General features: G+C 72.8%; 30 protein-coding genes. 22 read left to right on the forward strand and 8 right to left on the reverse strand.

Features of this window, described 5'->3' with window-relative positions; all coding sequences use genetic code 11:
- Positions 1-8: 8 nt before the first annotated feature.
- Positions 9-1,052, reverse strand: a complete 1,044-nt coding sequence (locus tag ACFYW1_RS18330) for a LacI family DNA-binding transcriptional regulator (RefSeq protein WP_388993544.1) — start codon at positions 1,050-1,052, stop codon at positions 9-11.
- 92 nt (positions 1,053-1,144) lie between these two features.
- A complete protein-coding gene (locus ACFYW1_RS18335) occupies positions 1,145-1,957 on the reverse strand; it encodes a winged-helix domain-containing protein (protein WP_388993547.1) in 813 nt (270 codons plus the stop codon).
- 359 nt (positions 1,958-2,316) lie between these two features.
- On the opposite strand from ACFYW1_RS18335, the gene ACFYW1_RS18340 reads away from it, so the two are divergent.
- The 8 genes from ACFYW1_RS18340 to ACFYW1_RS18375 all read left to right on the forward strand — a co-directional run bounded on the left by ACFYW1_RS18340 (position 2,317) and on the right by ACFYW1_RS18375 (position 7,875).
- Positions 2,317-3,222, forward strand: a complete 906-nt coding sequence (locus ACFYW1_RS18340) for an alpha/beta fold hydrolase (RefSeq protein WP_388993550.1) — start codon at positions 2,317-2,319, stop codon at positions 3,220-3,222.
- 41 nt (positions 3,223-3,263) lie between these two features.
- Positions 3,264-3,518: a MoaD/ThiS family protein gene (locus tag ACFYW1_RS18345; RefSeq protein ID WP_148837135.1), complete on the forward strand. Its 255-nt coding sequence runs from the start codon at positions 3,264-3,266 to the stop codon at positions 3,516-3,518.
- A gap of 10 nt (positions 3,519-3,528) precedes the next feature.
- On the forward strand, positions 3,529-4,917 hold the full coding sequence (locus ACFYW1_RS18350) for a hypothetical protein (protein ID WP_388993553.1): 1,389 nt from the start codon (positions 3,529-3,531) through the stop codon (positions 4,915-4,917).
- 146 nt (positions 4,918-5,063) lie between these two features.
- Positions 5,064-5,753 carry a DUF2993 domain-containing protein gene (locus ACFYW1_RS18355; RefSeq protein ID WP_388993556.1) on the forward strand — a complete coding sequence of 230 codons (690 nt, stop codon included), beginning with the start codon at positions 5,064-5,066 and terminating at the stop codon, positions 5,751-5,753.
- A 307-nt stretch (positions 5,754-6,060) separates the two neighbouring features.
- A complete protein-coding gene (locus ACFYW1_RS18360; protein ID WP_353785486.1) occupies positions 6,061-6,156 on the forward strand; it encodes a putative leader peptide in 96 nt (31 codons plus the stop codon).
- Positions 6,157-6,314: 158 nt separating this feature from the next.
- Positions 6,315-7,160: a sulfurtransferase gene (locus tag ACFYW1_RS18365; protein ID WP_388993559.1), complete on the forward strand. Its 846-nt coding sequence runs from the start codon at positions 6,315-6,317 to the stop codon at positions 7,158-7,160.
- Positions 7,161-7,208: 48 nt separating this feature from the next.
- Positions 7,209-7,496, forward strand: a complete 288-nt coding sequence (locus ACFYW1_RS18370) for a DUF1416 domain-containing protein (RefSeq protein ID WP_018490348.1) — start codon at positions 7,209-7,211, stop codon at positions 7,494-7,496.
- Between the two features lie 121 nt (positions 7,497-7,617).
- A complete protein-coding gene (locus ACFYW1_RS18375; protein WP_356936695.1) occupies positions 7,618-7,875 on the forward strand; it encodes a DUF3099 domain-containing protein in 258 nt (85 codons plus the stop codon).
- 37 nt (positions 7,876-7,912) lie between these two features.
- Here ACFYW1_RS18375 and ACFYW1_RS18380 read toward each other — a convergent pair whose 3' ends face one another.
- Positions 7,913-8,275 carry a DsrE family protein gene (locus tag ACFYW1_RS18380; RefSeq protein WP_388993564.1) on the reverse strand — a complete coding sequence of 121 codons (363 nt, stop codon included), beginning with the start codon at positions 8,273-8,275 and terminating at the stop codon, positions 7,913-7,915.
- Positions 8,276-8,632: 357 nt separating this feature from the next.
- Here ACFYW1_RS18380 and ACFYW1_RS18385 point away from each other — a divergent pair, with 357 nt between their 5' ends.
- The 3 genes from ACFYW1_RS18385 to ACFYW1_RS18395 all read left to right on the forward strand — a co-directional run bounded on the left by ACFYW1_RS18385 (position 8,633) and on the right by ACFYW1_RS18395 (position 10,807).
- Entirely contained in the window at positions 8,633-9,205 is a 573-nt protein-coding gene (locus ACFYW1_RS18385) for an FABP family protein (RefSeq protein ID WP_148837142.1), read from the forward strand.
- A 70-nt stretch (positions 9,206-9,275) separates the two neighbouring features.
- Entirely contained in the window at positions 9,276-9,710 is a 435-nt protein-coding gene (locus tag ACFYW1_RS18390; RefSeq protein ID WP_388993568.1) for a Fur family transcriptional regulator, read from the forward strand.
- A 131-nt stretch (positions 9,711-9,841) separates the two neighbouring features.
- Positions 9,842-10,807: a YgfZ/GcvT domain-containing protein gene (locus ACFYW1_RS18395; RefSeq protein ID WP_388993571.1), complete on the forward strand. Its 966-nt coding sequence runs from the start codon at positions 9,842-9,844 to the stop codon at positions 10,805-10,807.
- 21 nt (positions 10,808-10,828) lie between these two features.
- Here the strand turns inward: ACFYW1_RS18395 and dtd are convergent, their stop codons facing one another.
- Positions 10,829-11,278 carry a D-aminoacyl-tRNA deacylase gene (dtd, locus tag ACFYW1_RS18400; protein ID WP_388993574.1) on the reverse strand — a complete coding sequence of 150 codons (450 nt, stop codon included), beginning with the start codon at positions 11,276-11,278 and terminating at the stop codon, positions 10,829-10,831.
- 167 nt (positions 11,279-11,445) lie between these two features.
- Here dtd and ACFYW1_RS18405 point away from each other — a divergent pair, with 167 nt between their 5' ends.
- From ACFYW1_RS18405 to ACFYW1_RS18425, 5 genes are all read left to right on the forward strand, one after another.
- Entirely contained in the window at positions 11,446-12,039 is a 594-nt protein-coding gene (locus ACFYW1_RS18405) for an ABC transporter substrate-binding protein (protein WP_388993992.1), read from the forward strand.
- 45 nt (positions 12,040-12,084) lie between these two features.
- A complete protein-coding gene (locus ACFYW1_RS18410; RefSeq protein WP_388993577.1) occupies positions 12,085-13,059 on the forward strand; it encodes an asparaginase in 975 nt (324 codons plus the stop codon).
- A 105-nt stretch (positions 13,060-13,164) separates the two neighbouring features.
- Entirely contained in the window at positions 13,165-14,415 is a 1,251-nt protein-coding gene (locus ACFYW1_RS18415; RefSeq protein WP_388993580.1) for a GNAT family N-acetyltransferase, read from the forward strand.
- 293 nt (positions 14,416-14,708) lie between these two features.
- On the forward strand, positions 14,709-15,479 hold the full coding sequence (locus ACFYW1_RS18420; protein ID WP_388993583.1) for a TetR/AcrR family transcriptional regulator: 771 nt from the start codon (positions 14,709-14,711) through the stop codon (positions 15,477-15,479).
- Positions 15,480-15,498: 19 nt separating this feature from the next.
- Positions 15,499-16,191: a TetR/AcrR family transcriptional regulator gene (locus tag ACFYW1_RS18425; protein ID WP_388993586.1), complete on the forward strand. Its 693-nt coding sequence runs from the start codon at positions 15,499-15,501 to the stop codon at positions 16,189-16,191.
- Positions 16,192-16,248: 57 nt separating this feature from the next.
- Here ACFYW1_RS18425 and ACFYW1_RS18430 read toward each other — a convergent pair whose 3' ends face one another.
- The 3 genes from ACFYW1_RS18430 to ACFYW1_RS18440 form a co-directional block, all read right to left on the reverse strand.
- Positions 16,249-16,770, reverse strand: coding sequence for a DUF2199 domain-containing protein (locus ACFYW1_RS18430; RefSeq protein WP_388993589.1), 522 nt, complete (start codon positions 16,768-16,770; stop codon positions 16,249-16,251).
- A 74-nt stretch (positions 16,771-16,844) separates the two neighbouring features.
- Entirely contained in the window at positions 16,845-17,867 is a 1,023-nt protein-coding gene (gene galE, locus ACFYW1_RS18435) for a UDP-glucose 4-epimerase GalE (RefSeq protein ID WP_388993592.1), read from the reverse strand.
- 46 nt (positions 17,868-17,913) lie between these two features.
- Positions 17,914-19,041 carry a MerR family transcriptional regulator gene (locus tag ACFYW1_RS18440; protein WP_388993595.1) on the reverse strand — a complete coding sequence of 376 codons (1,128 nt, stop codon included), beginning with the start codon at positions 19,039-19,041 and terminating at the stop codon, positions 17,914-17,916.
- 574 nt (positions 19,042-19,615) lie between these two features.
- Here ACFYW1_RS18440 and ACFYW1_RS18445 point away from each other — a divergent pair.
- On the forward strand, positions 19,616-20,482 hold the full coding sequence (locus ACFYW1_RS18445; protein ID WP_388993995.1) for a peptidoglycan-binding protein: 867 nt from the start codon (positions 19,616-19,618) through the stop codon (positions 20,480-20,482).
- 158 nt (positions 20,483-20,640) lie between these two features.
- On the opposite strand, the gene ACFYW1_RS18450 is transcribed toward ACFYW1_RS18445, so the two are convergent.
- A complete protein-coding gene (locus tag ACFYW1_RS18450) occupies positions 20,641-21,258 on the reverse strand; it encodes a TetR/AcrR family transcriptional regulator (protein ID WP_388993598.1) in 618 nt (205 codons plus the stop codon).
- 161 nt (positions 21,259-21,419) lie between these two features.
- On the opposite strand from ACFYW1_RS18450, the gene ACFYW1_RS18455 reads away from it, so the two are divergent.
- The 5 genes from ACFYW1_RS18455 to ACFYW1_RS18475 all read left to right on the forward strand — a co-directional run bounded on the left by ACFYW1_RS18455 (position 21,420) and on the right by ACFYW1_RS18475 (position 24,133).
- Positions 21,420-21,641, forward strand: a complete 222-nt coding sequence (locus tag ACFYW1_RS18455) for a hypothetical protein (protein WP_388993601.1) — start codon at positions 21,420-21,422, stop codon at positions 21,639-21,641.
- 261 nt (positions 21,642-21,902) lie between these two features.
- Positions 21,903-22,274 carry a VOC family protein gene (locus ACFYW1_RS18460; protein ID WP_388993604.1) on the forward strand — a complete coding sequence of 124 codons (372 nt, stop codon included), beginning with the start codon at positions 21,903-21,905 and terminating at the stop codon, positions 22,272-22,274.
- Positions 22,275-22,409: 135 nt separating this feature from the next.
- Positions 22,410-22,898, forward strand: coding sequence for a helix-turn-helix domain-containing protein (locus ACFYW1_RS18465; protein WP_388993607.1), 489 nt, complete (start codon positions 22,410-22,412; stop codon positions 22,896-22,898).
- 42 nt (positions 22,899-22,940) lie between these two features.
- Positions 22,941-23,651, forward strand: coding sequence for a hypothetical protein (locus ACFYW1_RS18470; protein ID WP_388993610.1), 711 nt, complete (start codon positions 22,941-22,943; stop codon positions 23,649-23,651).
- A gap of 149 nt (positions 23,652-23,800) precedes the next feature.
- The gene (locus ACFYW1_RS18475) at positions 23,801-24,133 is read left to right on the forward strand and encodes a DUF2516 family protein (RefSeq protein WP_388993613.1); all 333 of its coding nucleotides are present in this window, start codon (positions 23,801-23,803) and stop codon (positions 24,131-24,133) included.
- Positions 24,134-24,150: the final 17 nt, after the last annotated feature.

A 24,150-nucleotide genomic window follows, 5' to 3' on the forward strand; every position in this document is an offset into this window, starting at 1 on the left:
TGCGTGGGTCAGTTCGGCGGGGGCGTCGGTTCCCCGCAGCCGCACGAGCGCCGCACCACCAGCGCGGACGGGAACTGCTTCAGCCGTTCGCGGCGCGAGCCCGACACCCGCAGCGAGTCGTCGAGCACCAGGTCCACCGCCGCCCGCGCCATCGCGGGCCGGTCCGAGGAGACCGTCGTCAGCGGCGGATCGGTCAGCCCGGCTTCCTTCACGTCGTCGAAGCCCGCCACCGCGAGTTCGCCCGGCACGTCGATCCGCAGTTCGCGCGCGGCCCGCAGCACCCCGATGGCCTGGTCGTCCGTCGAGCAGAAGATGGCCGGCGGCCGGTCCGGGCCGGCCAGCAGCTTCAGCGCCACCTGGTAGGCGTCGTAGCGGTTGTACGGAGCCTGGAAGAGCCGGCCCTCCGTCGAGCGCCCCGACTCGTGCATCGCCCGGCGCCAGCCCTCGACGTGGTCGGCGACCGGGTCGCCGACCGCCGGGGTGGACTCCACGCCGCCGAAGCACGCCACGTACTCGTTGCCGTGCTCCAGCAGGTGCCGGGTGGCGAGCTGGGCGCCGCCGACGTCGTCCGTGACGACCGCGACGTCCTCGATCGCCTCCGGCCGTTCGTGCAGCAGCACGACCCGCGCGTCCCACGCCTCTATCTCGGCCGCCGCCCGCTCGCTGGGGCCCTGGCTGACCAGGATCAGGCCGGAGACCCGCATGCCGAGGAAGGCCCGCAGATAGTGGACCTCGCGCTCGTCGCGGTAGTCGGAATTGCCGACCAGCACCATTTTTCCGCGCTCGGCGGCGGCCTGTTCGACCGCGTGCGCCATTTCCGCGAAGAACGGCTGCCGGGCGTCCGGCACGATCATTCCTATGAGGTCGGTCCGCCGCGACGCCATCGCCTGGGCGACCCGGTCGGGCCGGTAGCCCAGCTCCTTGATCGCGGCGAGCACCCGCTCGCGCGTGGCCGGGGCGACCGGCCTGGGTCCGTTGTTGATGACGTAGCTGACGACCGCTGTCGACGTACCCGCCAGTCTCGCCACATCGTCCCGCGTCACCTTGGCCACGCGCGGCAGTCTACGCGGATGGACCCGTCAGGCGGCAGGCCGGACCGGGGCTTTCTCCGCGGCCCCGGACGCCCGGGACTGCTCCGAACGGGTTACGGGGCAGGTGGCGGCCCCGCCGCGGCCCGGGCCCCGGTCCCCGTTCCGGTCCGAACCCCGGTCCCCGTCCCGGTCCGGGCCCCGTTGACCGCCCCGGTCTCCTCGGCCGCGCGGGCCTCCTCGGCGGCGCGCTCCACCTTCTCCGGCGCGACGAACCGGTAGCCGACGTTGCGGACCGTGCCGATCAGCGATTCGTGCTCGGGGCCGAGCTTGGCGCGCAGCCGCCGCACGTGCACGTCGACCGTACGGGTGCCGCCGAAGTAGTCGTAGCCCCAGACCTCCTGGAGCAGCTGGGCGCGGGTGAAGACCCGGCCGGGGTGCTGCGCCAGGTATTTGAGCAGTTCGAACTCCTTGAAGGTCAGGTCCAGGACCCGGCCCTTCAGCTTCGCGCTGTACGTCGCCTCGTCGACCGACAGGTCGCCGTTGCGGATCTCCATCGGGGAGTCGTCGACGCCGATCTGCTGCCGGCCGGTGGCCAGCCGCAGCCGGGCCTCGACCTCGGCCGGTCCCGCGGTGTCCAGCAGCACGTCGTCGATGCCCCAGTCGGCGGTGACGGCCGCGAGACCGCCCTCCGTCACGACGAGGAGCAGCGGACAGCCCGGCCCGGTGGACCGCAGCAGCTGGCACAGCGACCGCACCTGCGGCAGGTCGCGGCGGCCGTCGATCAGGATGACGTCGGCCCCCGGGGTGTCCACCAGCGCGGGGCCCTCGGCCGGGGCCACCCGCACGCTGTGCAGCAGGAGACCGAGCGCCGGAAGCACCTCCGTCGACGGCTGGAGCGCATTCGTCAGGAGCAGCAGTGAACTCATCGCCGCCCACCTGCCCGGGTCGTCGGTCGATGATCGTGCACGTTTCGCTCGCCTTGCTCGCCCATTACGTCGGTCCTCCTCGTTCCCTGCGAGAGGGGCACTCCCGGGCGGGGCCCGGGGGAGTATGCGGCACTTCTTCGTACGTTCGGTGCTGGCTTCTCGTCCTGCTTCTCGTTCTACCGCTCGTTCTGCTTCTGGTCCTGCCCGCCGTACGACGTCCGTCATACGGTTTCGGCCGGTGCGGTTCCGCGTTCCGGGACCGCTGAGCTTGTGGAAACGTCGCCGTAACAACGCCCGGAAAGCACAAAAGGACCCGGGGGCTGCTCTGCCCGGATCCTCTTCCCAGCAGAATAGCCCACATGAGTTCTGTGTCCGAGGGACGATTTCCGGGTTCCGCTGTTCCCTTGATCACGCGAACTCCGGCGCGGACGGTATTGCGGACCGACGACGGAGTGCGTATCGAGGCCGTGTACGAGCCGTGCGCGGGAAATGGCCGGGGCGCCGCGGAAACATCCTTCGACGGTACTGCGATCGTGGTCGCGCACGGTTTCACCGGGTCGGTGGACCGGCCCGCGGTGCGGCGTGCGGCCGGGGTGTTCGCCCGGCGCGCGGCCGTGGTCACCTTCTCGTTCCGGGGGCACGGCGGGTCCGGCGGCCGGTCCACGGTGGGCGACCGCGAGGTGCTGGACCTGGCGGCCGCGGTGGAGTGGGCGCGGTCGCTCGGGCACCGGCGGGTGGTGACCGTCGGGTTCTCGATGGGCGGTTCCGTGGTGGTGCGGCACGGGGCGCTGTACCGGGAGCGGACGGGGGCCGGCGGGGGAGCCGCGGGCAGCGGTGGCGCCGGGAAGCGCGAGGGGCGCACCGCGGCGCGTCCGGAGGCGCACGCGGATGCGGTGGTGGCGGTGAGCGCACCCGCCCGCTGGTACTACCGGGGCACGGCCCCGATGCGCCGGGTGCACTGGGTGGTGACCCGGCCCGTGGGGCGGCTGGTCGGCCGCTACGGGCTGCGCACCAGGATCGACCGCGACGAGTGGGACCCGGTCCCGCTCCCGCCGGTCGGGGCGGCCGGGCTGATCGCCCCGAGGCCGCTGCTGGTCGTGCACGGCGACCGGGACCCGTACTTCCCGCTGGACCACCCCCTGTCGCTGGCCGACGCGGCGGGCGACGGCGCGGAGCTGTGGCTGGAGCGCGGCATGGGGCACGCGGAGAACGCCGCGGACGAGGACCTGCTCACCCGCATCGCCGACTGGGCGGTGGCGCCGTGACCGATGATGGACAGCCGACGCGAGACGAGAGGAACGCCGCCATGCCTGCGGGAACGATCCGCTACTGGGCCGCCGCCAAGGCCGCCGCCGGGGCCGCGGAGGAGCCGTACACAGCCGCGACCCTCGCCGAGGCGCTCGACGCGGTGCGCGAACGGCACCCCGGAGAGCTCACCCGAGTGCTGCAGAGGTGCTCGTTCCTGGTCGACGGTGACCCCGTCGGGACCCGAAGCCATGAGACCGTACGCCTTGCCGAGGGCGGCACGGTCGAGGTGCTCCCGCCGTTCGCAGGAGGGTGAACCGCAGCACATGAGCAGCAACGATCAGCAGTATCCGTACGGACAGGACCCGGGCCACGGGTACGGGCCCCACGCCGGGCAGCCGTACGACACCCCCGGACAGGGCGCCCCCGGGCACGACGACCGCTCGTACGGCGCGCACCAGTCGTACGGCGGGCAGCCGTACGGGGGGCAGCAGTCGTACGGCGACGGGCAGTACGGCGCCCCGTCCCACGGCGGCCAGGACCCGTACGGGGCCCGGGCCCCGTACGACCCCGGCCAGGCGCCCCGGGGGGAGCACGGTTCCGCGTGGCCGGCCGGGTACGGGCAGGAGCCGGCCGGGGCCCCGGGGCCGCAGGACCCCGGTGTCGCGCAGACCTGGGAGGGTCAGACCTGGGACACCCAGTACCAGCCCACCGTCCGCCGCGCGCAGTCGGCCCAGCCCGGCCACCCGGTGGGGTCCGCACCGACCGCGCAGCCCGCACCGCCCGCCGCCCACCTGCCGCCACAGGGCGCCTCGGGCTCGTACCCGCTGCCTCCCGAGGTACCGGTCGCGCCGCCCGCCTCCCCCGCGGGCGAGGCGGGCGCGTCCGCCGTCGCGCCCTCCGCGGCGCTGCTCGACGCCGAGGGCTACGGCGCCCCCACCACCCTGGGCAACAGCCGTCTCACCGACGCCCAGCGGGCCCGCGCCGAGGGCCGCTCGCCGATCATCGCGCCGGGCATGCAGCCCGCCGCGATCACCGCGGGGCTCGGGCTGCTGCTCGCCCTGGGCGCCGCGATCGGCCAGTACGCCCTGGTCGTGCCGCTGGTGCTGCTCCAGGCCGTGACCGCGGCCGGCTGGTTCCGGCTCAACGGCATGTGGCCGGCCCGGCAGGGCATCATGCTCGCGTTCGCGGGCGGTCTGGTCGCCGACGTCGCGCTGCTCGCCGCGGGCCGGGAGAACAGCCCGGCCGCCATCCTCGGCACCCTCGGCATCTGGGTGCTGCTCACCGTGGTCATCCAGCTGCGCAGCCGGGCGGGCGCCGACGACCGGATGCACGGGCTGATGGCCACCGTCGCCTCGGCCGCCCTGTCGGTGCTGGCCGCCGGGCACCTCGCGGCGGTCCCGGACGCGGTGACGGCGGGGGCGCTCGCCGTCGCGGCCGCCGTGGTCGTCCGCGCGCTGCCGCTGCCCGGACCGGCCTCGGTCGTGGTGGCGCTGCTCGCCGCCGGGGGCGCCGGTGCCGCGGCGGGCACCTTCACCGACCTCGGCGCGAAGGGCGCGCTGCTCGGCCTCGCGGCGGGCGGCTGCGCGCTGATCGGGCTGCGGGTGGCGAGCTACGACTACCCGTCGCGCTTCGTCCACATGACCGCCGGTGTGGCACTGCCGCTCACCGCCGCGGCCCCCGCGGTCTACCTGCTGGGCCGTGTGCTCCCGTAGCACCCGCGGGTACCGTCCAGGTGATCGACGCGCGGGAACCGAAGAGGGGTTCCCGCTCGTCGATCACCCGGGGCGCCGCGCACATCATCGGTGACGCGCGGGGCATGAGGGGTTCGGCCGAATTGCAGGGTGGGGGAAGAGCGGGCATGCGTGCACTGCGAATACTGCTGGTCATCGTGTTGGTCCTGGGCGGGATTCTCGCCGCCGTGGACCGGGCGGCGGTGTACTTCGCCGAGTCGGAGGTCGAGGGACGGATCGAGGTCCCCGGCGCCACGATCGGCTCGACGGACGTCTCCATCGGGGGATTCCCGTTCCTGACCCAGATCGTCGGGAAGAACCTCGACGAGGTCGACGTGGAGATCATCGGCATCGAGACCGACGCCAACGGCCGCCGGCTCCGGATCGACCGGATGAACGCCGCGCTGCACGACGTGCGGCTGTCCGACAACTACTCCGCCGCCACCGCCGCCCGCGCCACGGGCACCGCCGTCATCTCGTACGAGGACCTCACCAAGGCCGCCAGCGACGGCGTGGCCGTCGAGTACGGCGGCGAGGGCAAGGTGAAGGTGACCGGCACGGTCGACGTCCTCGGCCGCCCGATCTCGCGCAGCGTGCTCTCCAGCGTCACCCTGATCGACGGCCGCGTCCTGCGGGTGCGCGCCGACAAGGTCCCCGGCGAGGGCATCCCCGGGCTGGAGGACCTGGTGCGCAAGAAGACCGACTTCGACCGGGAGATCGGCGGTCTGCCGAGCGGTCTGAAGCTGCAGCGGATCCAGCCGACCCCGGACGGCCTGGAGATCTCGGTGACGGGCACGGACGTCCGGCTCGCCGGCTGAGCGCCGACGGGGCGTCGGCCGGGGCCACCGGTCTTTCCGGGGCGCACGGGGGCGGGCAGGGGGCCCAGGGCCTTCGGCCCACGGTACGAAAAGGGCTTCGTGGCCCACCGCGCCCTCCGTGCGCCACATAGTGAGACGGGCGAGTCCGGCCCTCGGGTGGTCGGTGCCGCACGGCGGCCGGGGCACGACGCGGGGACCGTCGTGACCCTGTGCAAGTCTCGTATTACGGATGATCGCATCTCATCATTCGACACAACGGTGACATGGCCGCCCGTGCCTCCCTACGATCGGTCCCATGCAGTGCTCTATGGGCGGTCTCCCGCAGCGGGGACGGGCGGATCTCACGAAGCGGCGGGCAGTGGACCTGTGCCGCGTCGCCGCCATGCTCTGTCGCACTGTCTGAGCGGAAGCCCCCGGCACCCCGCTCCTTCCCGGCCCTTCGACGACGGTCAGGGCCTTTTCCGATCGCCTTCGTACGTGTGCCGCACGCCGTGCCCCGTACGTCCGCATCACGCACCGTCTCGCATCATCTCGCCGCAGACTGCCCCGGAGGAGAACAGAATGAGCCGCAGTGACGTCCTGGTAGACGCCGACTGGGTCGAGGCCCACCTCGACGACCCGCAGGTCGCTCTCGTCGAGGTCGACGAGGACACCTCGGCGTACGAGAAGAACCACATCAGGAACGCGATCCGGATCGACTGGACCAAGGACCTCCAGGACCCGGTCCGCCGTGACTTCATCGACCAGGCCGGCTTCGAGAAGCTGCTGTCCGAGAAGGGCATCGGCAACGACACCACCGTCGTCCTGTACGGCGGCAACAACAACTGGTTCGCGTCCTACGCGTTCTGGTACTTCAAGCTCTACGGCCACCAGGACGTCCGGCTGCTCGACGGCGGCCGCAAGAAGTGGGAGCTCGACTCCCGCGACCTGGTCGACGGCGACCAGATCCCGTCCCGCCCGGCCACCGAGTACAAGGCCCAGCCGCAGGACGAGTCGATCCGCGCCTACCGCGACGACGTCGTGAAGGCGATCGGCAACCAGAACCTGGTCGACGTGCGTTCGCCCGACGAGTTCAGCGGCAAGCTGCTCGCCCCGGCGCACCTCCCGCAGGAGCAGTCCCAGCGCCCCGGCCACGTGCCGACCGCCCGCAACATCCCGTGGTCGAAGAACGCCAACGACGACGGCACCTTCAAGTCGGACGAGGAGCTCAAGGCCCTCTACGAGGCCGAGCAGGTCGACCTGTCGAAGGACACCATCGCGTACTGCCGCATCGGCGAGCGCTCCGCGCTCACCTGGTTCGTGCTGCACCAGCTGCTCGGCCAGGAGAACGTCAAGAACTACGACGGTTCGTGGACCGAGTACGGCTCCCTCGTGGGCGTGCCGATCGAGCTCGGCGCCAACAAGTAACTCCGCGCGACCCGGACCCGTACGACCCCGACCCGAAGGACGAAACACATGTGTGGAGCAAAGGCCGGCGGCCCCGACGCCTCGACCATCAAGCCCGGTGAGACCACCATCCAGGGCAGCGTGACCCGCGACGGCGAGCCCGTCACCGGTTACGTGCGCCTGCTGGACTCGACCGGCGAGTTCACCGCGGAGGTCCCGACCTCGGCGACCGGACAGTTCCGCTTCTACGCGGCCGAGGGCACCTGGACGCTGCGCGCCCTCGTCCCCGGCGGCAGCGCCGACCGCACGGTCGTCGCGCAGACCGGCGGCCTCTCCGAGGTGGCGATCGCGGTCTAGGCCGTGCCACGGACCGGCCGAGGGGCCGTACCCCAGGGGGTTGGACGCCTTCCTGGACGGGGTACGGCCCCTCGTGCTGTCGTGCCCCGCACGAGTGGGGACGCGGACCTACGCTGGAGGTATGTACGCCCGACGCCGGCGCGGCTACTTCCTGATGATGGGTGTGTGCATCGTCCTCTTCGTGTCGGCCTGGTCCTTCGTCCGGCTGTGGTCGATGCCCGCCGCGGTGGTGATGTGCCTCGTCGCGATGGTCATCCCACCGGTCGCGGCCATGATCGCCAACCGGCGGGGGCCGGAGGACCGTTGGTGGGACGACCCCTCCGGCGACCCCCAGTCCGACGAGTGGTGGGACGAACTCGACGGCAAGAAACGGCGGTAGCGGGCGCGGCGCGGACCGCCCGTGGCGGCGCGGGCCGTCAGTAGACGAGGGCCTGGACGTCCTCGGCCATGATCTCGCTGACGAAGACCTGGGCACCGGCGATCCGCACGCCCTCCAGGACGTCCTGCTCGGTGATGTCGCGACGGGCCGCGCACTGGGTGCACAGGGTGATCCGGCCGCCCGCCTGGACGGACTCGATCAGATCCGGCAGCGGCGCGGCGTGCGGCAGTTCGAACTCGGCGGCGCGCCCCGGCAGCGCGAACCACGCGGATTCCCCGGTCAGCCAGAGCGAGACCTCCACCCCGCTGGCGACGGCGACCGCCGCCACCGTGAACGCCTGCGAGCAACGCTCGGCGGAGTCGGCACCTGCGGTCACCTTGATCACGAGCTTCTTCGGCATGCGTCGAACTGTAATCGCCGGGCCCGTCGCGAGGCGTCCGCCCGGGAGCGCGGCAAGCCCCGGCCCGGCGGGCCGGGCCCCAACCCATTAGGCTGGGGCCCGGCCCGTACTGCTGCCATACCGCTCGTTGCAAGGAGCTCCCGTGCTTGAGGCATTCTTCTCCGCCCTGCTGGTCCTGGTCTGCGTCGGCGTGCTCGCCTTCGTCGGCCTGAGCGTGAAGAAGCTGTACCAGGGCCAGCGCTGACCCCGTCCGCCGTCCCGGCCGCGCGGGTGCCCCTCGTCGCGGCGGCGTGACGCCCGGTACCCGATGTGTCACGTTCGCACGTACCCCCACCTCACAGATCGTCTGAGCCGCTCATGATCGAGATTCCGTCCGACCTCCACCCGGACCTCGTCCCGCTGGCCTTCCTCCTCGGCAACTGGGCGGGCGCGGGTGTTTCCGACTTCCCCGGTGCCGAGCAGTGCAACTTCGGCCAGGAGGTCTCCTTCGGCCACGACGGCCGCGACTTCCTGGAGTACGTGTCGCACACCTGGGTGCTCGACTCCGAGGGCAAGAAGGTCAGGCCGCTGGAGTCCGAGTCCGGCTACTGGCGCATCGACAAGGACCGCAAGGTCGAGGTCGTCATGTCCCGCGACCAGGGCGTCATCGAGATCTGGTACGGCGAGCTGGCCGACCAGAAGCCGCAGATCGACCTGGTCACCGACGCGGTGGCCCGGACCGCGGCCTCCGGCCCGTACAGCGGTGGCAAGCGGCTCTACGGCTACGTGAACAGCGACCTGATGTGGGTCGGCGAGAAGGCCACCCCCGAGGTGGAGCTGCGCCCGTACATGTCGGCGCACCTGAAGAAGGTCGTCACCCCCGAAGAGGTCGAGGAGATGGCGAAGAAGCTCGGCGACCTGCCGGACGACGGCATCGCCTTCTTCAAGTAGCAGCCACAGGTGCAAGATCCTGCCCGCGCAGCACTGCGGGCAGGGCGGCGCCCGGTCCTACACTGGGCGTGTGGTGAGCACCGACTGGAAGACCGATCTCCGGCAGCGCGGCTATCGGCTGACGCCGCAGCGGCAGCTTGTCCTGGAAGCCGTCGACACGCTGGAACACGCGACGCCCGACGCCATCCTCTCCCAGGTGCGCAGAACCGCGTCCGGGGTGAACATCTCCACGGTCTACCGCACGCTCGAACTCCTGGAGGAGCTGGGGCTGGTCAGCCACGCCCACCTGGGGCACGGGGCGCCCACGTACCACCTGGCCGACCGCCACCACCACATCCACCTGGTCTGCCGCGACTGCGAGGGCGTCATCGAGGCCGATGTCTCCGTCGCCTCCGACTTCACCGCCAAGCTCCGGGCCGACTTCGGGTTCGAGACGGACATGAAGCACTTCGCGATCTTCGGCCGCTGCGCCGACTGCGCGGCGGGGGCGGCCCTCAAGGAGTGAGGTTCCCGGTCGGACCCGCGGCCCACGCCGGACCTACGGCCTCGGGCCGGTCGGCTCCGACTTCCGGCCTCCTCCCTCCGACCGGCCCTCCGGCCCCCGGCCGGCCGCGGACCGCGTCGTACGCTGGTCGCATGAAGAGCCCCCTGCTGTCCCTGCCCGGCGCCGTCCCCGCCGAAGGCCGCGACGAAGGCGTCGCCGCGCACTACGGCGACCTGTTCCGCGAGCAGCGCACCCTCGCCGACGGCTCCGGTCTCGTCGACCTCTCGCACCGCGCCGTCGTCACCGTCACCGGCGGCGACCGGCTGGCCTGGCTGCACCTGCTGCTCACCCAGCACGTCAGCGAACTCGCCCCGGGGCAGGCCACCGAGGCCCTGATCCTCACCGCCAACGGGCACATCGAGCACGCCCTCTACCTGGTCGACGACGGCGAGACCGTGTGGATGCACGCCGAGCCGGGGACCCAGGGCGACCTCGTCGCCTACCTGGAGTCCATGAAGTTCTTCTACCGGGTCGAAGTCGCCGACCGCACCGAGGACTTCGCCGTGGTGTACCTGCCGGCCGGTTCCATCGCCGAGGCCCCGGACGGGGTGACGGTACGGGAGACGGCGTACGGCCGGGACCTGTTCCTGCCCCGCGCCGACCTGGAGGAGTACGCGGCGGCGCACGGCCCGGTGGCGGGCATCCTGGCGTACGAGGCGCTGCGGGTCGAGGCGCACCGGCCGCGCCTCGGCTTCGAGACCGACCACCGCACCATCCCGCACGAGCTGGGCTGGATCGGCACCGCCGTCCACCTCCAGAAGGGCTGCTACCGGGGCCAGGAGACCGTGGCCCGGGTGCAGAACCTGGGCAAGCCGCCGCGCCGGCTGGTCTTCCTGCACCTCGACGGCAGCGAGGTCGTGCTGCCCGGCCACGGCACCCCGGTGCGGCTCGCCGCGGACGGCGCCGAGGGGCGCCAGCTGGGCTTCATCACCACGTCCGCCCGCCACCACGAGCTGGGGCCGATCGCGCTGGCCCTGGTCAAGCGGAACGTCGCGGTGGACGCGGAACTGCTCGCCGGGGACACCGCCGCCGCCCAGGAGACGGTCGTCGAGCCGTAGGACGCCGCAGGGGCCGGGTGGTCAGACCTCGACGAGGACGGTGAACGGGCCCTGGTTGGTGAGCGAGACCCGCATGCTCGCCCCGAACCGGCCCGTCTCCACCCGCGCCCCCAGTGCCCGCAGCTGCGCCACCACCTCGTCGACCAGCGGCTCGGCGACCTCGCCGGGCGCCGCGGCGTTCCAGGTGGGCCTGCGGCCCTTCCGGGCGTCCCCGTAGAGAGTGAACTGCGAAATCACCAGAAGTGGTGCATTCACATCCGAGCAGGACTTCTCGCCCTCCAGGACGCGCAGCGACCAGAGCTTGCGGGCGAGCTGCGCCGCTTTTTCCGCGGTGTCCCCGTGCGTGATTCCCACCAGCACACACAGCCCCTCGCCGACGATTTCGCCGACCACCCGGGGCCCGTCCGAGCCGTCCGTCCCGTCGGCCACCGTGACGCTCGCGCCGTCCACCCGCTGAATCACTGCACGCATATGGACCAACCTATCTCGGCCAACCCAGCTTGGGCTGAACGGGTACAGAGCATCCACAAGCGCCCCACCGGAGTGGCACCATGCTCGGGAGGCGGTGTGCCGACGCACCGGTCGAGGGGATGGACACAAGCATGAGCACCTATGGAACCGGGCAGTCCCCCGGCGCCGTGCCGGTCGCGCGGAGCGGCGCGAGCACCAGCACCAGTACCGCTGCCGGCCCCGGCACCAGTACCAGCACCATGCGCCCGCCCGTGCAGAGAACCGGCCACGGCCCGGAGGGCGGGCAGCCCGAGCTGGGCGCCCTGCGGCTGCCGGAGCTGCGCACGCTGCGCCGCGAGTCGCAGCGCGACGAGGCCGACCTCAGCTATGTGCGCCGACTGGTCCAGGGGCGGATCGACATCCTGCGGGCCGAGCTGGCCCGGCGGCTGGATCCGGAGACCCCGGTGGTGGACCGCCTCTCGGAGATCCTCGCCGACGCCCCGTCCCGGCACCGCTCCTCCGCCCGGCACGTCACGCTCACCACGCCCCGCAGCGACGAGTACCGCCGGCTGGCGGCCGAGACGCTCGCCGAGGTCGAGCTCTCCGACCTCGACGCCCGTACGGACGAGGAGCTGCACACCGCGATGGGCCGCCTGGTCCGCTACGAACAGCAGGTCTCCCGCCATCGTCACCAGCTGCAACGCACCGCCGACGATTGCGGCGCGGAGATCGCCCGCAGGTACCGTGACGGTGAAGCACAAGTAGACGACCTGCTCGCCTGAAGCGATCCTTCGGGGGCGGGTTCCGCCCGTCCCCGGAAGGCCACCATGACCTCCAGCGCCGCCCCGTCCGTCATATCTCCCGCTCTTCCCGTCCTGGCCGAGGTCGTACGGTCCGGGTTCGTGGAGGGCCACCACCGGGGTTCGCTGGTCCTCCTGGCCGCCGACGGCAGCGTGGAACGGGCCCTGGGCGACCCGGCGGCCCCGGTCTTCCCGCGCTCCTCGAACAAGCCGATGCAGGCAGCGGCCGTGCTGCGGGCCGGGCTGGACCTGTCGGGGGAGCGGCTGGCCCTGGCCGCCGCCAGCCACTCCGGCGAGGACTTCCACATCGACCTGGTCCGCACGATGCTCGCCGAGCACGGCCTGGCCCCGGACGACCTGCAGACCCCGCCCGACCTGCCGCTGGACCCGGCCGAGGCGGAGACGTACCTGGCCGCCGGCCGGGTCCGGGAGCGGATCACCATGAACTGCTCCGGCAAGCACGCGGCGATGCTCGCGGCGTGCGGGCCGAACGGCTGGGACCGGGCCTCCTACCTCGATCCCGCGCACCCGCTCCAGCGGCTGGCGCACCAGGTGGTGGAGGAGGCGGCGGGCGAGCCCGTCACGGCGGTCGGGACGGACGGGTGCGGGGCGCCGCTGATGGCGATCAGCCTGGTGGGCCTGGCGCGGGCCTTCCGCTCGTTCGTGCTGGCGGAGCCGGGGACGGCGGAGCGCCGGGTCGCGGACGCGATGCGGGCCCACCCCGAGTACGTGGCGGGCACGCGCCGCCCCGACACCTGGCTGATGCGGGAGGTGCCGGGCGTGCTCTCCAAGATGGGGGCGGAAGCGGTGCAGGCGCTGGCGCTGCCGGACGGCCGGGCGCTGGCCTTCAAGGTCGACGACGGTGCGACGCGGGCGCTCGGCCCGGTGCTGGCCCGGTCGCTGAACCTGCTCGGCATCGACGCCCCGGTGGTCTCCCGGATCGCGTACGCGCCGCTGTTCGGCGGCGGCGGCGAGGTCGGCGAGATCAGGGCGGCCTTCTGAGCCGGGCCCGGGGGCGTCCGCTCCGGTTCGGGGGCCGGTCGCCCCGGCCCGGGGCCGCGGAAAACCGGGCGACACCACGCGCGCGGAGTGTTTAGCGTGGGGCCCATGCGCCCTGAGCTCCGCACGATCACCGAATCCGACTTCCCCGACTGGCTGGTCGCCAAGCACACCGGTTTCCTGCGGGCGCCGGTGGCCACGGAGCGGGAGATCTCCGGGCGTCTCCCGTACACCGACCTGGCCCGTACGCAGGGCGTGTTCGACAACGGGCGGTGCGTGGCCACGTTCCGCTCGTTCGCGCAGGAGATCACGGCCGTCGGCGGCGCCGCGGTGCCGGCCGACGCGATCTCCAACGTCACGGTGGCGCCGACCCACCGCAGGCGCGGGCTGCTCGGCCGAATGATGGCCGCGGACCTGGCGGCGGCGAAGGAGCGCGGCGAGGTGGTCGCCACGCTGATCGCCGCCGAGTACCCGATCTACGGGAGGTACGGCTTCGGCCCGGCGACGTGGACCACCGAGTGGGAGATCGACGTGCCGAGGGCGGGCCTCGACCCGCGCTGGTCGGGCCCCGCCGAGCGGGACGGCGGCCGGGTCGACCTGGTGAGCGGCCAGGACGTGCGCAAGCTGGGCCCGGCCCTCCACGAGCGGCTGCGCGCCCGGCAGCACGGCGTGATCAACCGCGACGCGCGCTGGTGGGAGGTGAACACCGGTGAGAACCTGGCCGGCCCCGAGCCCTGGACGGAGCCCTTCTACGCGGTCTACAGCAACGCGGACGGCGTGCCCGAGGGCCTGATCACCTACCGTGCCGACGACCGGTGGGGCGACGCCAAGCAGCCGCTGAACCGGGCCACGGTGCGGGGGATGATCGCCGTGACCCCGGCCGCGGAGCGCACGCTCTGGCACTTCGTCTGCTCGATCGACTGGATCACCACGGTCCGCACCGGCTACCGCGCCCCCGACGACCTGCTGCCCCTCCTCCTCCCGGACCCGCGCGCGGCCCGCGTCGTGACCCAGGCGGACTGGCTGTGGGTGCGGGTCCTGGACGTCGTGCGCGCTCTGGAGGCCCGTACCTACGCCGTGCCCGGCACGCTCGTGCTGGACGTCCACGACGCCTCGGGCCTGTCGGCCGGCCGCTACCGGCTGGAGGGCTCCCCGACCGGGGCGAGCTGCACCCCGACCACCGCCGAGCCCGACCTCGCCCTGGACGTAAGGGAGTTGGGCACCCTCTACCTGGGTGACGAGTCGCCGCTCAGGCTGGCGGCGCTGGGACGCGTCGAGGAACGCGCGCCGGGCGCGGTGGCGCTGGCCGAGGGGATGTTCCGGGCGGCACGGCGCGCCTGGTGCCCGGACGTGTTCTGAGGACCGCCGCGGGGGCGACGGGCGGACGGGCGCGCGGGGATCTCCCCCGCGTGCCCGTCCGTGTGATCGCCCGCGTGCCCGCGTGCCGTGCCGTCCGTCGTCCCCGTGTGGCGCAATGTGGGGGTGGCCGATCGCCGACGGTGCAAGTACGTTGACCTTGCGTCGAGTTGCACCTTCCTCCCGGTGTCGTGACGAGACGGCCGGGCCGGTTCGTGCCCTGCCGTCCTCGCCCCGACCAGCACTGCGTACTCATCGCGCGTACCCAGGAGAGGTTCGAGGGAAGGTGGTTTCCGGTGACTCAGACGAAGGCTCCGGCGGGCGGTGCGGACCTGCCGGCCAGCATCGAGGTCGCCTGGGGACTGCGGGAGCGCCCGGTCAAGGGGCCGAAACCCGGGATGACCCTGGACCGCATCGTGGACGCGGCGGTGGCGGTGGCGGCGTCCGAGGGGCTCGGCGGGGTCTCGATGGGGCGGATCGCCAAGGAGCTGGGCGCCTCGACGATGTCGCTCTACCGGTACGTGTCCGCCAAGGACGAGCTGTACGTCCTGATGCAGGAGGCGGCGATGGGCCCGCCGCCCCTGCTGCCCGCCCTGGAGGGCGGCGCCGGCTGGCGGGCGGCGCTCGCGGAGTGGGCCCGGGCGCAGCGCCGGGTCTTCCACCGCAATCTGTGGATGCTCCGCATCCCGGTCCCGGGGGCGCCCGTCACCCCGAACTCCGTCGCCTGGTGGGAGCAGGGGCTCCAGTGCCTGGAGGGCACCGGCCTGGACACGGACGAGAGGAACTCCGTCGTCCTCCTGGTCAGCGGGTTCGTGCGGAACGAGGCGCTGATGACGGGCGATTTCGCCGAGGCCGGGGCGGTACGGGGCATTCCGGCGCAGGAGGTGCGGGCCGGGTACAACCGCACCCTGAACCGGCTCGTGGACCCCGTGCACCATCCGTCCCTCTCCCGGCTGCTGGAGTCCGGGACACCGGGGGTGCGGGGCGGGTCCGACCGCGAGTTCGGCTTCGGACTGGAACGGGTGCTGGACGGAATCGCGGCACTGGTGGACGTCAAGTCCGGTTGAGGTCGGGGGCGTACGCTTCATGGTCATGAGCGGAGAGAGGCCCGGTCCGGAACGGGCGGAACGCGCGGCGGGCACGAGTGGCGCGAGCGGTACGGGCGGGGCGCCGATGAGTCTGCGGGAGCGCAAGAAGCGGCTGACGTACGAGGCGGTCTCCGAGGCGGCGATCGCGATGTTCCTGGAGCGGGGCTTCGACAAGGTCTCGGTGGCGGAGGTGGCCGCGGCAGCCGACATCTCCAAGCCGACCCTGTTCCGGTACTTCCCGACCAAGGAGGACCTGGCCCTCCACCGGTTCGCCGACCACGAGGACGAGGCGGCCCGGGTGGTCGCCGCCCGCGCGGACACCGAGTCGCCGCTGGACGCCCTGCACCGCCACTTCCTGGCCGGACTGGAGCGGCGGGACCCGGTGACCGGGCTCTGCGACGTGCCCGCGGTGGTGGCGTTCACGCGGCTGCTGTACGGGACGCCGTCCCTGGTGGCGCGCCTGTACGCCTACCAGAACCGCTCGGAGGAGGCACTCGCCCGCGCGCTGGGCGACGGTATGGGGGACAGGCTGGCCGCGGGCCAGATCGTCGCCGTGCTGCGCGTCCTGGGGCTGGAGAACTGGCGGCGGATCGACGGCGGGCAGAGCGCGGAGCAGGCGTACGGTCCCGCGGTCGAGGCGGCCGAACTCGCCTTCGCGCAGCTGCGGTCGGGGCTGGAGACGCGGCGGTAGCGGTTCGTCGTGGCACTGCTCGGGGCCGGGCGGTGCGGTCGGGCTCGGGCGGTGCGGTCAGGCGTCGGGGTCGGCGGCGTGCAGCACCGCCTCGGCGATCTCCCGGACCCGGTCGCGCGTGATGCCGGTGCGCTGTTCGACGGCGAGCGGATGGTCGGTGGGCTCCAGCTCGATCCGGGGGCGCAGGCCGATCGGGCGGGTGTGCGCGTTCGTCTTGAGGTTGGTGGTGCGGGGCGAGTACAGCCCCAACTCGGTGCTCAGCCAGCCGAAGTAGGGCTGCTCGGACTCGCGGCCCGGAGTCTCCCACACGTCCAGGGCGCGGGCGAAGTTCTCCCGGCTGAGCGAGACCCAGACACCCCAGGAGAAGGGCTCCGCACTGCCGAACACGGGTATCTCGATCAGGCCCTTGATGAAGTAGTGCTCGTGCCTGACGATGCACTGGTCGGAGGAGAGCATGCTGTCGGGGTCGCTCTCCAGGCGCGCGTCCCAGACGTCGGGGGCCATGGTCGAGTACCCCATCGGGAGTTCCGCGTGGTGTTCGCCGCAGCGGGAGCAGGTGTATCCGGGGTCGATAGCCATGGCCCGGATACTAACGACCCGCCGTCGGGGCCGTGCCGTGATCGCGGAGGGGCGCGGGGCGGGCCCGGCCCGGCCTACGAGGGGTCGCCGAGCACCTTCTCGCGCAGGGCGGCCCACTCCAGGGAGTGGCGGATGCCCTCGGTCAGCGAGTACCGGGGCCGCCATCCCAGCAGCTGTCCGGCCCGCTCGACGCGGGTGCGGGCCCCCGCGACGTCGCCGGGCCGGGCCGGGGCGTCGAGTGCCGGTACGGGGGTGTCGACCACGCTGTTGAAGGCGTCCAGGAGTTCGCGCACGGTGGTGCCGGTCCCGGTGCCCAGGTTGATGACGGTGGAGGCGGGGGCGGTCGCGGTCCCGGTGCCGGGGGGCGGCAGGAGGGTGTCGAAGGCGCGGAGCGCGGCCACGTGCGCGGCGGCCAGGTCCCAGACGTGGACGTAGTCCCGCAGGCCGGAGCCGTCGCGCGTCGGGTAGTCGGTCCCGGTGATCCGGAACGGGACCCCTTCCTCCCGCGCCTGCATCATCTTGCCCAGGGCGTGGCTCGGGCGCCGCAGTTGCAGCCCCGTCCGCATCCTCGGGTCCGCGCCGATCGGGTTGAAGTAGCGCAGGGACAGCACCCGCAGCGGCAGGGACGCGGCGATGTCGGCGAACATCTCCTCGCACAGCGCCTTGGTCCGCGCGTACGGGCTCTGCGGGGCGAGGGGGGAGTCCTCGTCGACCGTCAGGTCCTCGGCGGCGGCGTAGATGGATGCGGACGAGCTGAAGACCAGGCGGGTGCAGCCGTTGCGCAGGAGGTGGTCGACGAACTCCAGGCTCTTGGTCACGTTCGCCCGGTAGTAGCCGACCGGGTCGGCGACCGAGTCCGGGACCACGATCAGGGCCGCGCAGTGGACGACGGCCCCGATGTCGGGGTGCTCGGCGAAGATCCGGTCGATCAGGGGGCCGTCGGCGATGTCGCCCTCGTGGAAGGCCCGCCCCGCGGTGAACTCCCGTCTGCCCGTCACCAGGTTGTCGAGGACGACGGGGGTGATGCCCGCGTCCTCGCAGGCGGACGCGACCGTGCTGCCGATGTAGCCGGCGCCCCCGGCGATCAGGATCTTCATGCGGTGCCTGCCTCTCTGGAGCCGTCGGCCGATCGTAGACCGGCCGCTACGGCTGCCGGGGCCCGGTCCGGGACTCCGAACGGGGTTGCGGCCGGGACTCCCGTACGTCGGCGACCACGCAGCTGACGTTGTCGGGGCCGCCGGAACGGTTGGCCAGGGAGACGAGTTCGCGTACGGCCCGCTCCGGGTCACCGGTCGTCGTGACGACCCGGCGCACCTCCTCGGCGGGGACGACGCCGGACAGGCCGTCGGAGCAGAGGAGGTAGCGGTCCCCGGCCCGGGCGTCGTGCAGGCGCAGGTCGGGCACGGCGCCGTCCGCCCCGCCCAGGGCCCGGATCAGCAGGGACCGCTGGGGGTGGACGGTGGCCTCCTCCTCGGTGATCCGGCCCTCGTCGACCATCGCCCGGACCACGGTGTGGTCGTGGGTGATCTGGAACAGCTCCCCGTCGCGCAGGAGGTAGGCGCGGCAGTCACCGATGTGGACGAGGGCCAGCTGCGATCCGGTCCACAGCATCGCGGTGAGCGTCGTACCGGTCCCCGTCGCCGCGGCGTCCGCGCCGACGACGTCGTGCACGGCCCGTCCGGCCCGTTCGACGGCGGTCTCCAGGACGTTGAGGAGGTCGCCCGCCGGGATGCCGTCGGTCTCCAGGTGCTTGAGCGCGTCGACGGCCGCGGCGCCCGCGGGTGCCCCCGCGCCGCCGAAGCCGTCGGCGACGGCGAGCAGCCGGGACCCGGCGTGGACGGTGTCCTGGTTGCTCTCCCGGACAAGGCCGGTGTCGGAGAGCGCGGCGTAGCGGAGTTCCAGGGGCCGGTCGGCCGGGGACGTGGGGGACATGGCGGGGTCCTTCCGTGACAGGTGGTCGACGAGGAAACCGGCCAGGTCCCGCCGTGCGGCGGTGTCGGCCTCGACCCGGGCCCAGAACGCGCGGACCTCCCGGGCCGCCTCGGCCGCCTCCAGCGTGCCGATGTGCCGGACGAGGGCCAGCGGCATGCCGAGACGGCGCAGCCAGGCGACCAGCCGGGCCCGGTCCAGTTGCTCCGGCGCGTAGAAGCGGTAGCCGGTCAGCGGGTCGACGCGGGCGGGGGTCAGCAGGCCGAGTTCGTCGTAGTGGCGCAGTGCCTTCGGCGACAGCCGGGACGCCTTCGCGAACGCCCCGATGGTCAGCAGTCCCATGGTCCGGTTCCTCCTCGTGCCGGACGCGTCGCCCGGCCCCACCGATGCTGTGGCTTCCCCCAGGGTGAAGGTCAACCGGGGACACCGGCGCCGCCGGCCCGCCCGTGCCGGGCCCAGGCGGGGGAGCCCTCGGTGGGCCCCCGGGCCCAGGTCCGGACCATCCCGCGGGCCCACGCGTCGGCGCCGAAACCGGAACCGTACGCCCCGGCACCCGCGCTCCCGTCTTGCGGGACCGGGGAAAAGCGCCGATGCGTCCCCCCGCCCGACGGATGGGGTGGATGGCCGTTTCACCCGTGAAACGGCGGCCCGGTCACAGAGGTTGCATCCGGCAGGTACCTGCCACGGAGGTGGACCCCAGGACTCTGGAGAGCCCTTTCGCCCTCTGCCATGCTCTCGCCAAATCGCATGCGTGGTCCGCCGGATCGCGGGTGCGGGACGAGCGGGAAATGAAGGAGGACGGGACATGTGTGAGCAGTGCGGTCCGGCCGACGGCGCGGTCGAAGAACTGCGGGACCTCCGGCCGGTGGGCCCGTCGCGCAGAAAGCTGCTGCTCGGCGTCGGCGCCGGGCTCGGCGTGGCACTCACGGGCGTGCCGGCCCTGACCTCGTCGGCCTCGGCGGCGACGCTCAAGGACGGCCGCTGGTGCAACCCCGCCCGGGGTTACTTCCCCGCGGGCGGCCACTACGGAGCCTCGCGCGGCGGCCTGCCGCACGCGGGCCAGGACGTCACCAACTCGGTGGGCACGGCCGTCTACGCCGCGGCCGCCGGCACCGTGATCCGCCGCGGCCGCGGCGTCCTGTCCGGGCGCTCCGGGAACGGCCTGGTCATCTCGCACGGCGGCGGCCGGTACACCTACTACGGGCACCTCAGCGTGTTCCGGATCGGCCTCAACGCCAAGGTCTCCGCGGGACAGCGCATCGCCGACATGGGCGCCACGGGCAACGTGACCGGGCCCCACCTCCACTTCGAGACCCACAGCGGAGGGCTGGGCTCCACCGTCAACCCGGTCTCCTACCTCGCCGCCCGCGGCGTGGACCTGGGCGGCGGCTGGCCGTCCATCAACCCCGGCGCCGCGGGTGCGACCGTGAAGGTCATCCAGTACCTGATGACCCAGCGCGGCAGGGCGCTGACCGCCGACGGCAACTACGGATCGGTGTCGGTCGCCGCGGTCAAGAAGTTCCAGTCCTCCAAGGGCCTGGTGGCGGACGGCCAGGTCGGCCCGAAGACCTGGGCGAAGCTGGTCTACACGCTCAAGAAGGGCAGCTCCGGATCGCATGTGCGCGCCCTCCAGACGGCGTTGAACAAGCACAGTGCGGGCCTCGCCCTCGACGGCGGCTTCGGCTCGGTGACCAGCTCCGCCGTCCGCTCCTACCAGAGCGTCAACCGCCTGGTCGTCGACGGCGAGGCGGGCCCGAAGACCTGGGAGGCCCTCGTCGGGTGACGGCCCGTCGGGCCTGCGGCGGCACCGGCCCCGGTGCCCGCTGACGGCATGAACGCGTGGGGGCGGAGCCGGATCGACGGCTCCGCCCCCACCGCTTTGCGGCGAGCGCGCCACCGGGGCGCGGGGGGGCGGACCGGGGGAGACGGGCCGGGGACGCCTCAGGCCGTCGCCCCGCGCCGGTCCGGTCCGAGGACCTGGTCGATGTGGTGGTCGAGCACCCGCGCGGCGGCGTCCGGTGTGCGGTACCCGAGGGCGACGTCCACTCCGAGGCTCGTGGCGAGCGACCAGCAGATGTCGGCGTCGACGCGCTCCGATCCGCCGGGCCCGCCGCCCCGCTCCTGCCGGGCCGCGGTGATGAGCCCGGCGGTGAAGGAGATCAGCTCGTCGTCGCCCGGGGCGAGGACACTGGCCGTCGTCGGGTCGGAGACGGCCCGCCCGGCCGCCGCCAGGGAGAACCGCATGAGCCGCGTGCCGGCCTCGTCCGGACCGACCAGGGCGTGGAGGCAGGCGCGGAGGACGGTCTCCGGGTCCGTCGCCCCGGCCGCGTGGACCGCTTCCTCGATGCTCGCGTTCACGGCCCGGGTGGCCCGGTCGAGTGCGTCGCGGATCAGTGCCTGCATCGACGAGTAGTAGTGCTGCACCTGCCCCATGGAGACGCCAGCTTCGTCGGCCACCCTGCGCAGGGTCACCTGCTCGATGCCACCCCGGACCGCCAGCGCCCAGACCGCCTCGACCAGGCGCTTCCTGCGCTGCTCATGATCCACGACCTTCGGCACGGCGCCTCCTTCCCCACTCGTTGCCATGCGATTGCATTGCAACAGATCGCCCGACGCATTACAGTGCAAGTGCATTGTAACCGCCTCTGGCGTGGCGTTTCCGTGCGGCGGCATTGTGTGCCGCGGCGTTCCGGAGATCCGAGGATTCGGGAGGGCAACACATGAAGTACGACATCCTTCAGGGCCTCGGTGTGGCCCTTTTCGTGCTCGGGGCGCAGGGGGCGATCCGTCAACTCGTCGATCACGACGACGCCGGCCTGCTCGGCTGGTTGCCGGGCGGGTTCGCGGCCGGTGTCACCGTCCACGCGCTCGCCGTCGTGGCGGGTGCGATCGTCGCGAGCCGGGCCCGCGGCGCCGCGCGGGCGTCCGGCCCTCGCGGCTGACGGGGCGGCCGGAGGGGGGCGGTGGGTCGGCGCGACTGGTTTTCCCGTGCCCTGTCCGGAGTTCTCCGAGATGCCGATGCCCCCGCCCGTTCCGGCCTTCCGCCCCGCCCGGGGGCGTCCCGGATAACCGTTGGCCCGGCGCGGCCCCCGCCTGCTGTGCTTGCGGCCGAGCGGAGCGGACGTGCCGCCCCCGTCCCGCTCGACGGCAGGCCGTCGCCGCCACGGCGTGCGCGGAAGTCCACTGATCGGCTCGGAGGTCCCATGCCCCTGCGGATGGAACTGGTCGCGATAACGCTCGATTGCCCCGATCCGCCGGCTCTGGCGGCGTTCTATCAACAGGTCACCGGCTTTGAGCCGCACCCGAGGTCGGACGCCGAGTTCGCCGGTCTCAACCGTGAGGACGGACTCTTCATCGGCTTCCAGCGGGTCGAGGGCTACCGGGCCCCGACCTGGCCCGACCGGGCCGTTCCCCAGCAGCTCCACATCTGCTTCAAGGTCGCGGAGGGCCTGGAGGAGGCCGAGGCCCGGTTGCTGGAACTGGGTGCGGGCAAGCCGGACCACCAGCCGCACGGGGACCGGGCGCGGGTCCTCACCGATCCCGCAGGGCATCCCTTCTGCATCATCGAGCGCTGACGGCCGGGTTCACGCGGGCTTCGCCCTGTCGGCCCTGTCCGCCCGTGGTCTCCGGCCGGGGCCGAACGAGTGGTGTGGCGCACTTTTGCAAGCGCCTGCTTGCAAAAGTTAGCAAGGGTGGCGCACCATCGGGGCATGGCATCACTCAACGTCGGCAATCTCGGTGAGTACCTGCGCGAGCAGCGGCGTACGGCGCAGCTGTCGTTGCGGCAGCTCGCCGACGCCGCCGGAGTGTCCAATCCCTACCTCAGCCAGATCGAGCGCGGACTGCGCAAGCCGAGTGCCGAGGTGCTGCAGCAGGTCGCCAAGGCGCTGCGGATCTCGGCCGAGACCCTTTACGTACGGGCCGGGATCCTGGACGAGCGGGAGCGGGAGGAGCTGGAGACACGGGCGGTGATTCTGGCCGACCCCTCCATGAACGAGCGGCAGAAGAGTGTTCTGCTGCAGATCTACGACTCCTTCCGCAAGGAGAACGGGTACGAGCCCGGACCGGAAGCCGGCGCCGAAGCCGGACCGGGGACCGGCGGCGCAGCCGGGGCGGAGGCCGACGACCGGCCCGCACCGGACGCCGACGGCTCCCGCGCGGCCGACGGCGACGGCGCCGATCCGGCCTCCAAGCCCTGAGAACCCTCACACCGAGCCTGATGATCCGGGAGGACCACAGTCATGGCCATCACCGATGACCTGCGCAAGACCCTCACCGACCCGACCCCCCTCTACTTCGCCGCCGGTACGGCCGATCTCGCCGTCGAGCAGGCGCGCAAGGTCCCGGCGCTGATCGAGCAGCTGCGCGCCGAGGCGCCGGAGCGCATCGAGGCCGTGCGCAACGCCGACCCCAAGGCCGTGCAGGAGAAGGTGACCTCGCAGGCCAAGGAGGCGCAGGCCAAGGTCACCGAGGTGATCGGGTCGTTCGACAGCGATCTGCGGAAGCTGGGCGAGAACGCCCAGGACCTGGCGCTGCGCAGCCTGGGCGTGGCCGCGGAGTACGCGGTGCGGGCCCGCGAGGCGTACGAGAAGGTCGCCGAGCGCGGCGAGCAGACCGTGAAGAACTGGCGCGGCGAGACGGCCGACGAGATCGTCGAGATCGCCGTCGTCGTCGAGCCCCGCAGGGAGTCCCGCCCGGCGGACACCACGAAGGCGAAGCCGGCCGACGGGACGGCGAAGGCCAACGGGACGCCGAAGGCCGGTGGGACGGCGAAGGCGTCGTCCTCCTCGCGGCCCGCGACGAAGCCCGCTTCGAAGCCCGCCCCGAGGCCGGCGGCGAAGGCCGCCCCGAAGACCGCCGGTGCGGAGGGCAAGGGCGCCGCCGCGCCCGCGAAGAAGGCGCCCGCGCGCAAGCCTGCCGCGAAGAAGACCACCCCGCCGAGCGCGAAGTGACCACCCGCGGCGTCCCGGCCCCGTGACGGTCGCCGGGCGCCGAGGGGTGTGGCGGAGCGTGGGCCGGGCACCTTCAGGGGTGCCCGGCCCTTCGCCCCGGTACCTTGGCCGCGAGGCGCTCATCCATTTGATTAGGCGGTGCACACACCATGTTGCTCACAGGATTCAGCACACTCGTCTGGCTGCTCTACATGGTCATGCTCGTCCTGGCCGTGGTCGCGCTGGTCATGGCGGCGATGGCCCGTGAGGACGCCTACCGGGCCGCGGACAAGCAGAAGAAGTCCTTCTGGCTGATCATCCTCGGCATCACCGTCGCCGTGAACCTCTTCGTGCCGATGCTGTTCCTCCAGCTGGCGGGCGCGGTCGCGTCCATCGTCTTCCTGGTGGACGTACGGCCCGCGCTGCAGGCGGTCTCGGGCGGCGGCCGACGGGGCGGCTCCAGCAGCGACGGCCCGTACGGGCCCTACAACGGCGGACGCTGAGCGTCCGCGGCGGGCAT

This window comes from Streptomyces sp. NPDC002669 (genome assembly GCF_042889165.1).
Classification (GTDB): domain Bacteria; phylum Actinomycetota; class Actinomycetes; order Streptomycetales; family Streptomycetaceae; genus Streptomyces.

Excerpts from the sequence above, each read along its gene's own strand:
- ACFYW1_RS18425 (WP_388993586.1), top strand. The coding sequence starts at position 15,499 with ATGGTCATGAGCGGAGAGAGGCCCGGTCCGGAACGGGCGGAACGCGCG.
- ACFYW1_RS18470 (WP_388993610.1), top strand. The coding sequence starts at position 22,941 with ATGGCCATCACCGATGACCTGCGCAAGACCCTCACCGACCCGACCCCC.
- ACFYW1_RS18370 (WP_018490348.1), top strand. The coding sequence starts at position 7,209 with ATGTGTGGAGCAAAGGCCGGCGGCCCCGACGCCTCGACCATCAAGCCC.
- ACFYW1_RS18430 (WP_388993589.1), bottom strand. The coding sequence starts at position 16,770 with ATGGCTATCGACCCCGGATACACCTGCTCCCGCTGCGGCGAACACCAC.
- galE (WP_388993592.1), bottom strand. The coding sequence starts at position 17,867 with ATGAAGATCCTGATCGCCGGGGGCGCCGGCTACATCGGCAGCACGGTC.
- ACFYW1_RS18455 (WP_388993601.1), top strand. The coding sequence starts at position 21,420 with ATGAAGTACGACATCCTTCAGGGCCTCGGTGTGGCCCTTTTCGTGCTC.
- ACFYW1_RS18465 (WP_388993607.1), top strand. The coding sequence starts at position 22,410 with ATGGCATCACTCAACGTCGGCAATCTCGGTGAGTACCTGCGCGAGCAG.
- ACFYW1_RS18410 (WP_388993577.1), top strand. The coding sequence starts at position 12,085 with ATGACCTCCAGCGCCGCCCCGTCCGTCATATCTCCCGCTCTTCCCGTC.
- ACFYW1_RS18355 (WP_388993556.1), top strand. The coding sequence starts at position 5,064 with ATGCGTGCACTGCGAATACTGCTGGTCATCGTGTTGGTCCTGGGCGGG.
- ACFYW1_RS18340 (WP_388993550.1), top strand. The coding sequence starts at position 2,317 with ATGAGTTCTGTGTCCGAGGGACGATTTCCGGGTTCCGCTGTTCCCTTG.
- ACFYW1_RS18415 (WP_388993580.1), top strand. The coding sequence starts at position 13,165 with ATGCGCCCTGAGCTCCGCACGATCACCGAATCCGACTTCCCCGACTGG.
- ACFYW1_RS18440 (WP_388993595.1), bottom strand. The coding sequence starts at position 19,041 with ATGGGACTGCTGACCATCGGGGCGTTCGCGAAGGCGTCCCGGCTGTCG.
- ACFYW1_RS18335 (WP_388993547.1), bottom strand. The coding sequence starts at position 1,957 with ATGAGTTCACTGCTGCTCCTGACGAATGCGCTCCAGCCGTCGACGGAG.
- ACFYW1_RS18395 (WP_388993571.1), top strand. The coding sequence starts at position 9,842 with ATGAAGAGCCCCCTGCTGTCCCTGCCCGGCGCCGTCCCCGCCGAAGGC.
- ACFYW1_RS18460 (WP_388993604.1), top strand. The coding sequence starts at position 21,903 with ATGCCCCTGCGGATGGAACTGGTCGCGATAACGCTCGATTGCCCCGAT.
- ACFYW1_RS18360 (WP_353785486.1), top strand. The coding sequence starts at position 6,061 with ATGGGCGGTCTCCCGCAGCGGGGACGGGCGGATCTCACGAAGCGGCGG.
- dtd (WP_388993574.1), bottom strand. The coding sequence starts at position 11,278 with ATGCGTGCAGTGATTCAGCGGGTGGACGGCGCGAGCGTCACGGTGGCC.
- ACFYW1_RS18380 (WP_388993564.1), bottom strand. The coding sequence starts at position 8,275 with ATGCCGAAGAAGCTCGTGATCAAGGTGACCGCAGGTGCCGACTCCGCC.
- ACFYW1_RS18345 (WP_148837135.1), top strand. The coding sequence starts at position 3,264 with ATGCCTGCGGGAACGATCCGCTACTGGGCCGCCGCCAAGGCCGCCGCC.
- ACFYW1_RS18385 (WP_148837142.1), top strand. The coding sequence starts at position 8,633 with ATGATCGAGATTCCGTCCGACCTCCACCCGGACCTCGTCCCGCTGGCC.
- ACFYW1_RS18375 (WP_356936695.1), top strand. The coding sequence starts at position 7,618 with ATGTACGCCCGACGCCGGCGCGGCTACTTCCTGATGATGGGTGTGTGC.
- ACFYW1_RS18365 (WP_388993559.1), top strand. The coding sequence starts at position 6,315 with ATGAGCCGCAGTGACGTCCTGGTAGACGCCGACTGGGTCGAGGCCCAC.
- ACFYW1_RS18475 (WP_388993613.1), top strand. The coding sequence starts at position 23,801 with ATGTTGCTCACAGGATTCAGCACACTCGTCTGGCTGCTCTACATGGTC.
- ACFYW1_RS18350 (WP_388993553.1), top strand. The coding sequence starts at position 3,529 with ATGAGCAGCAACGATCAGCAGTATCCGTACGGACAGGACCCGGGCCAC.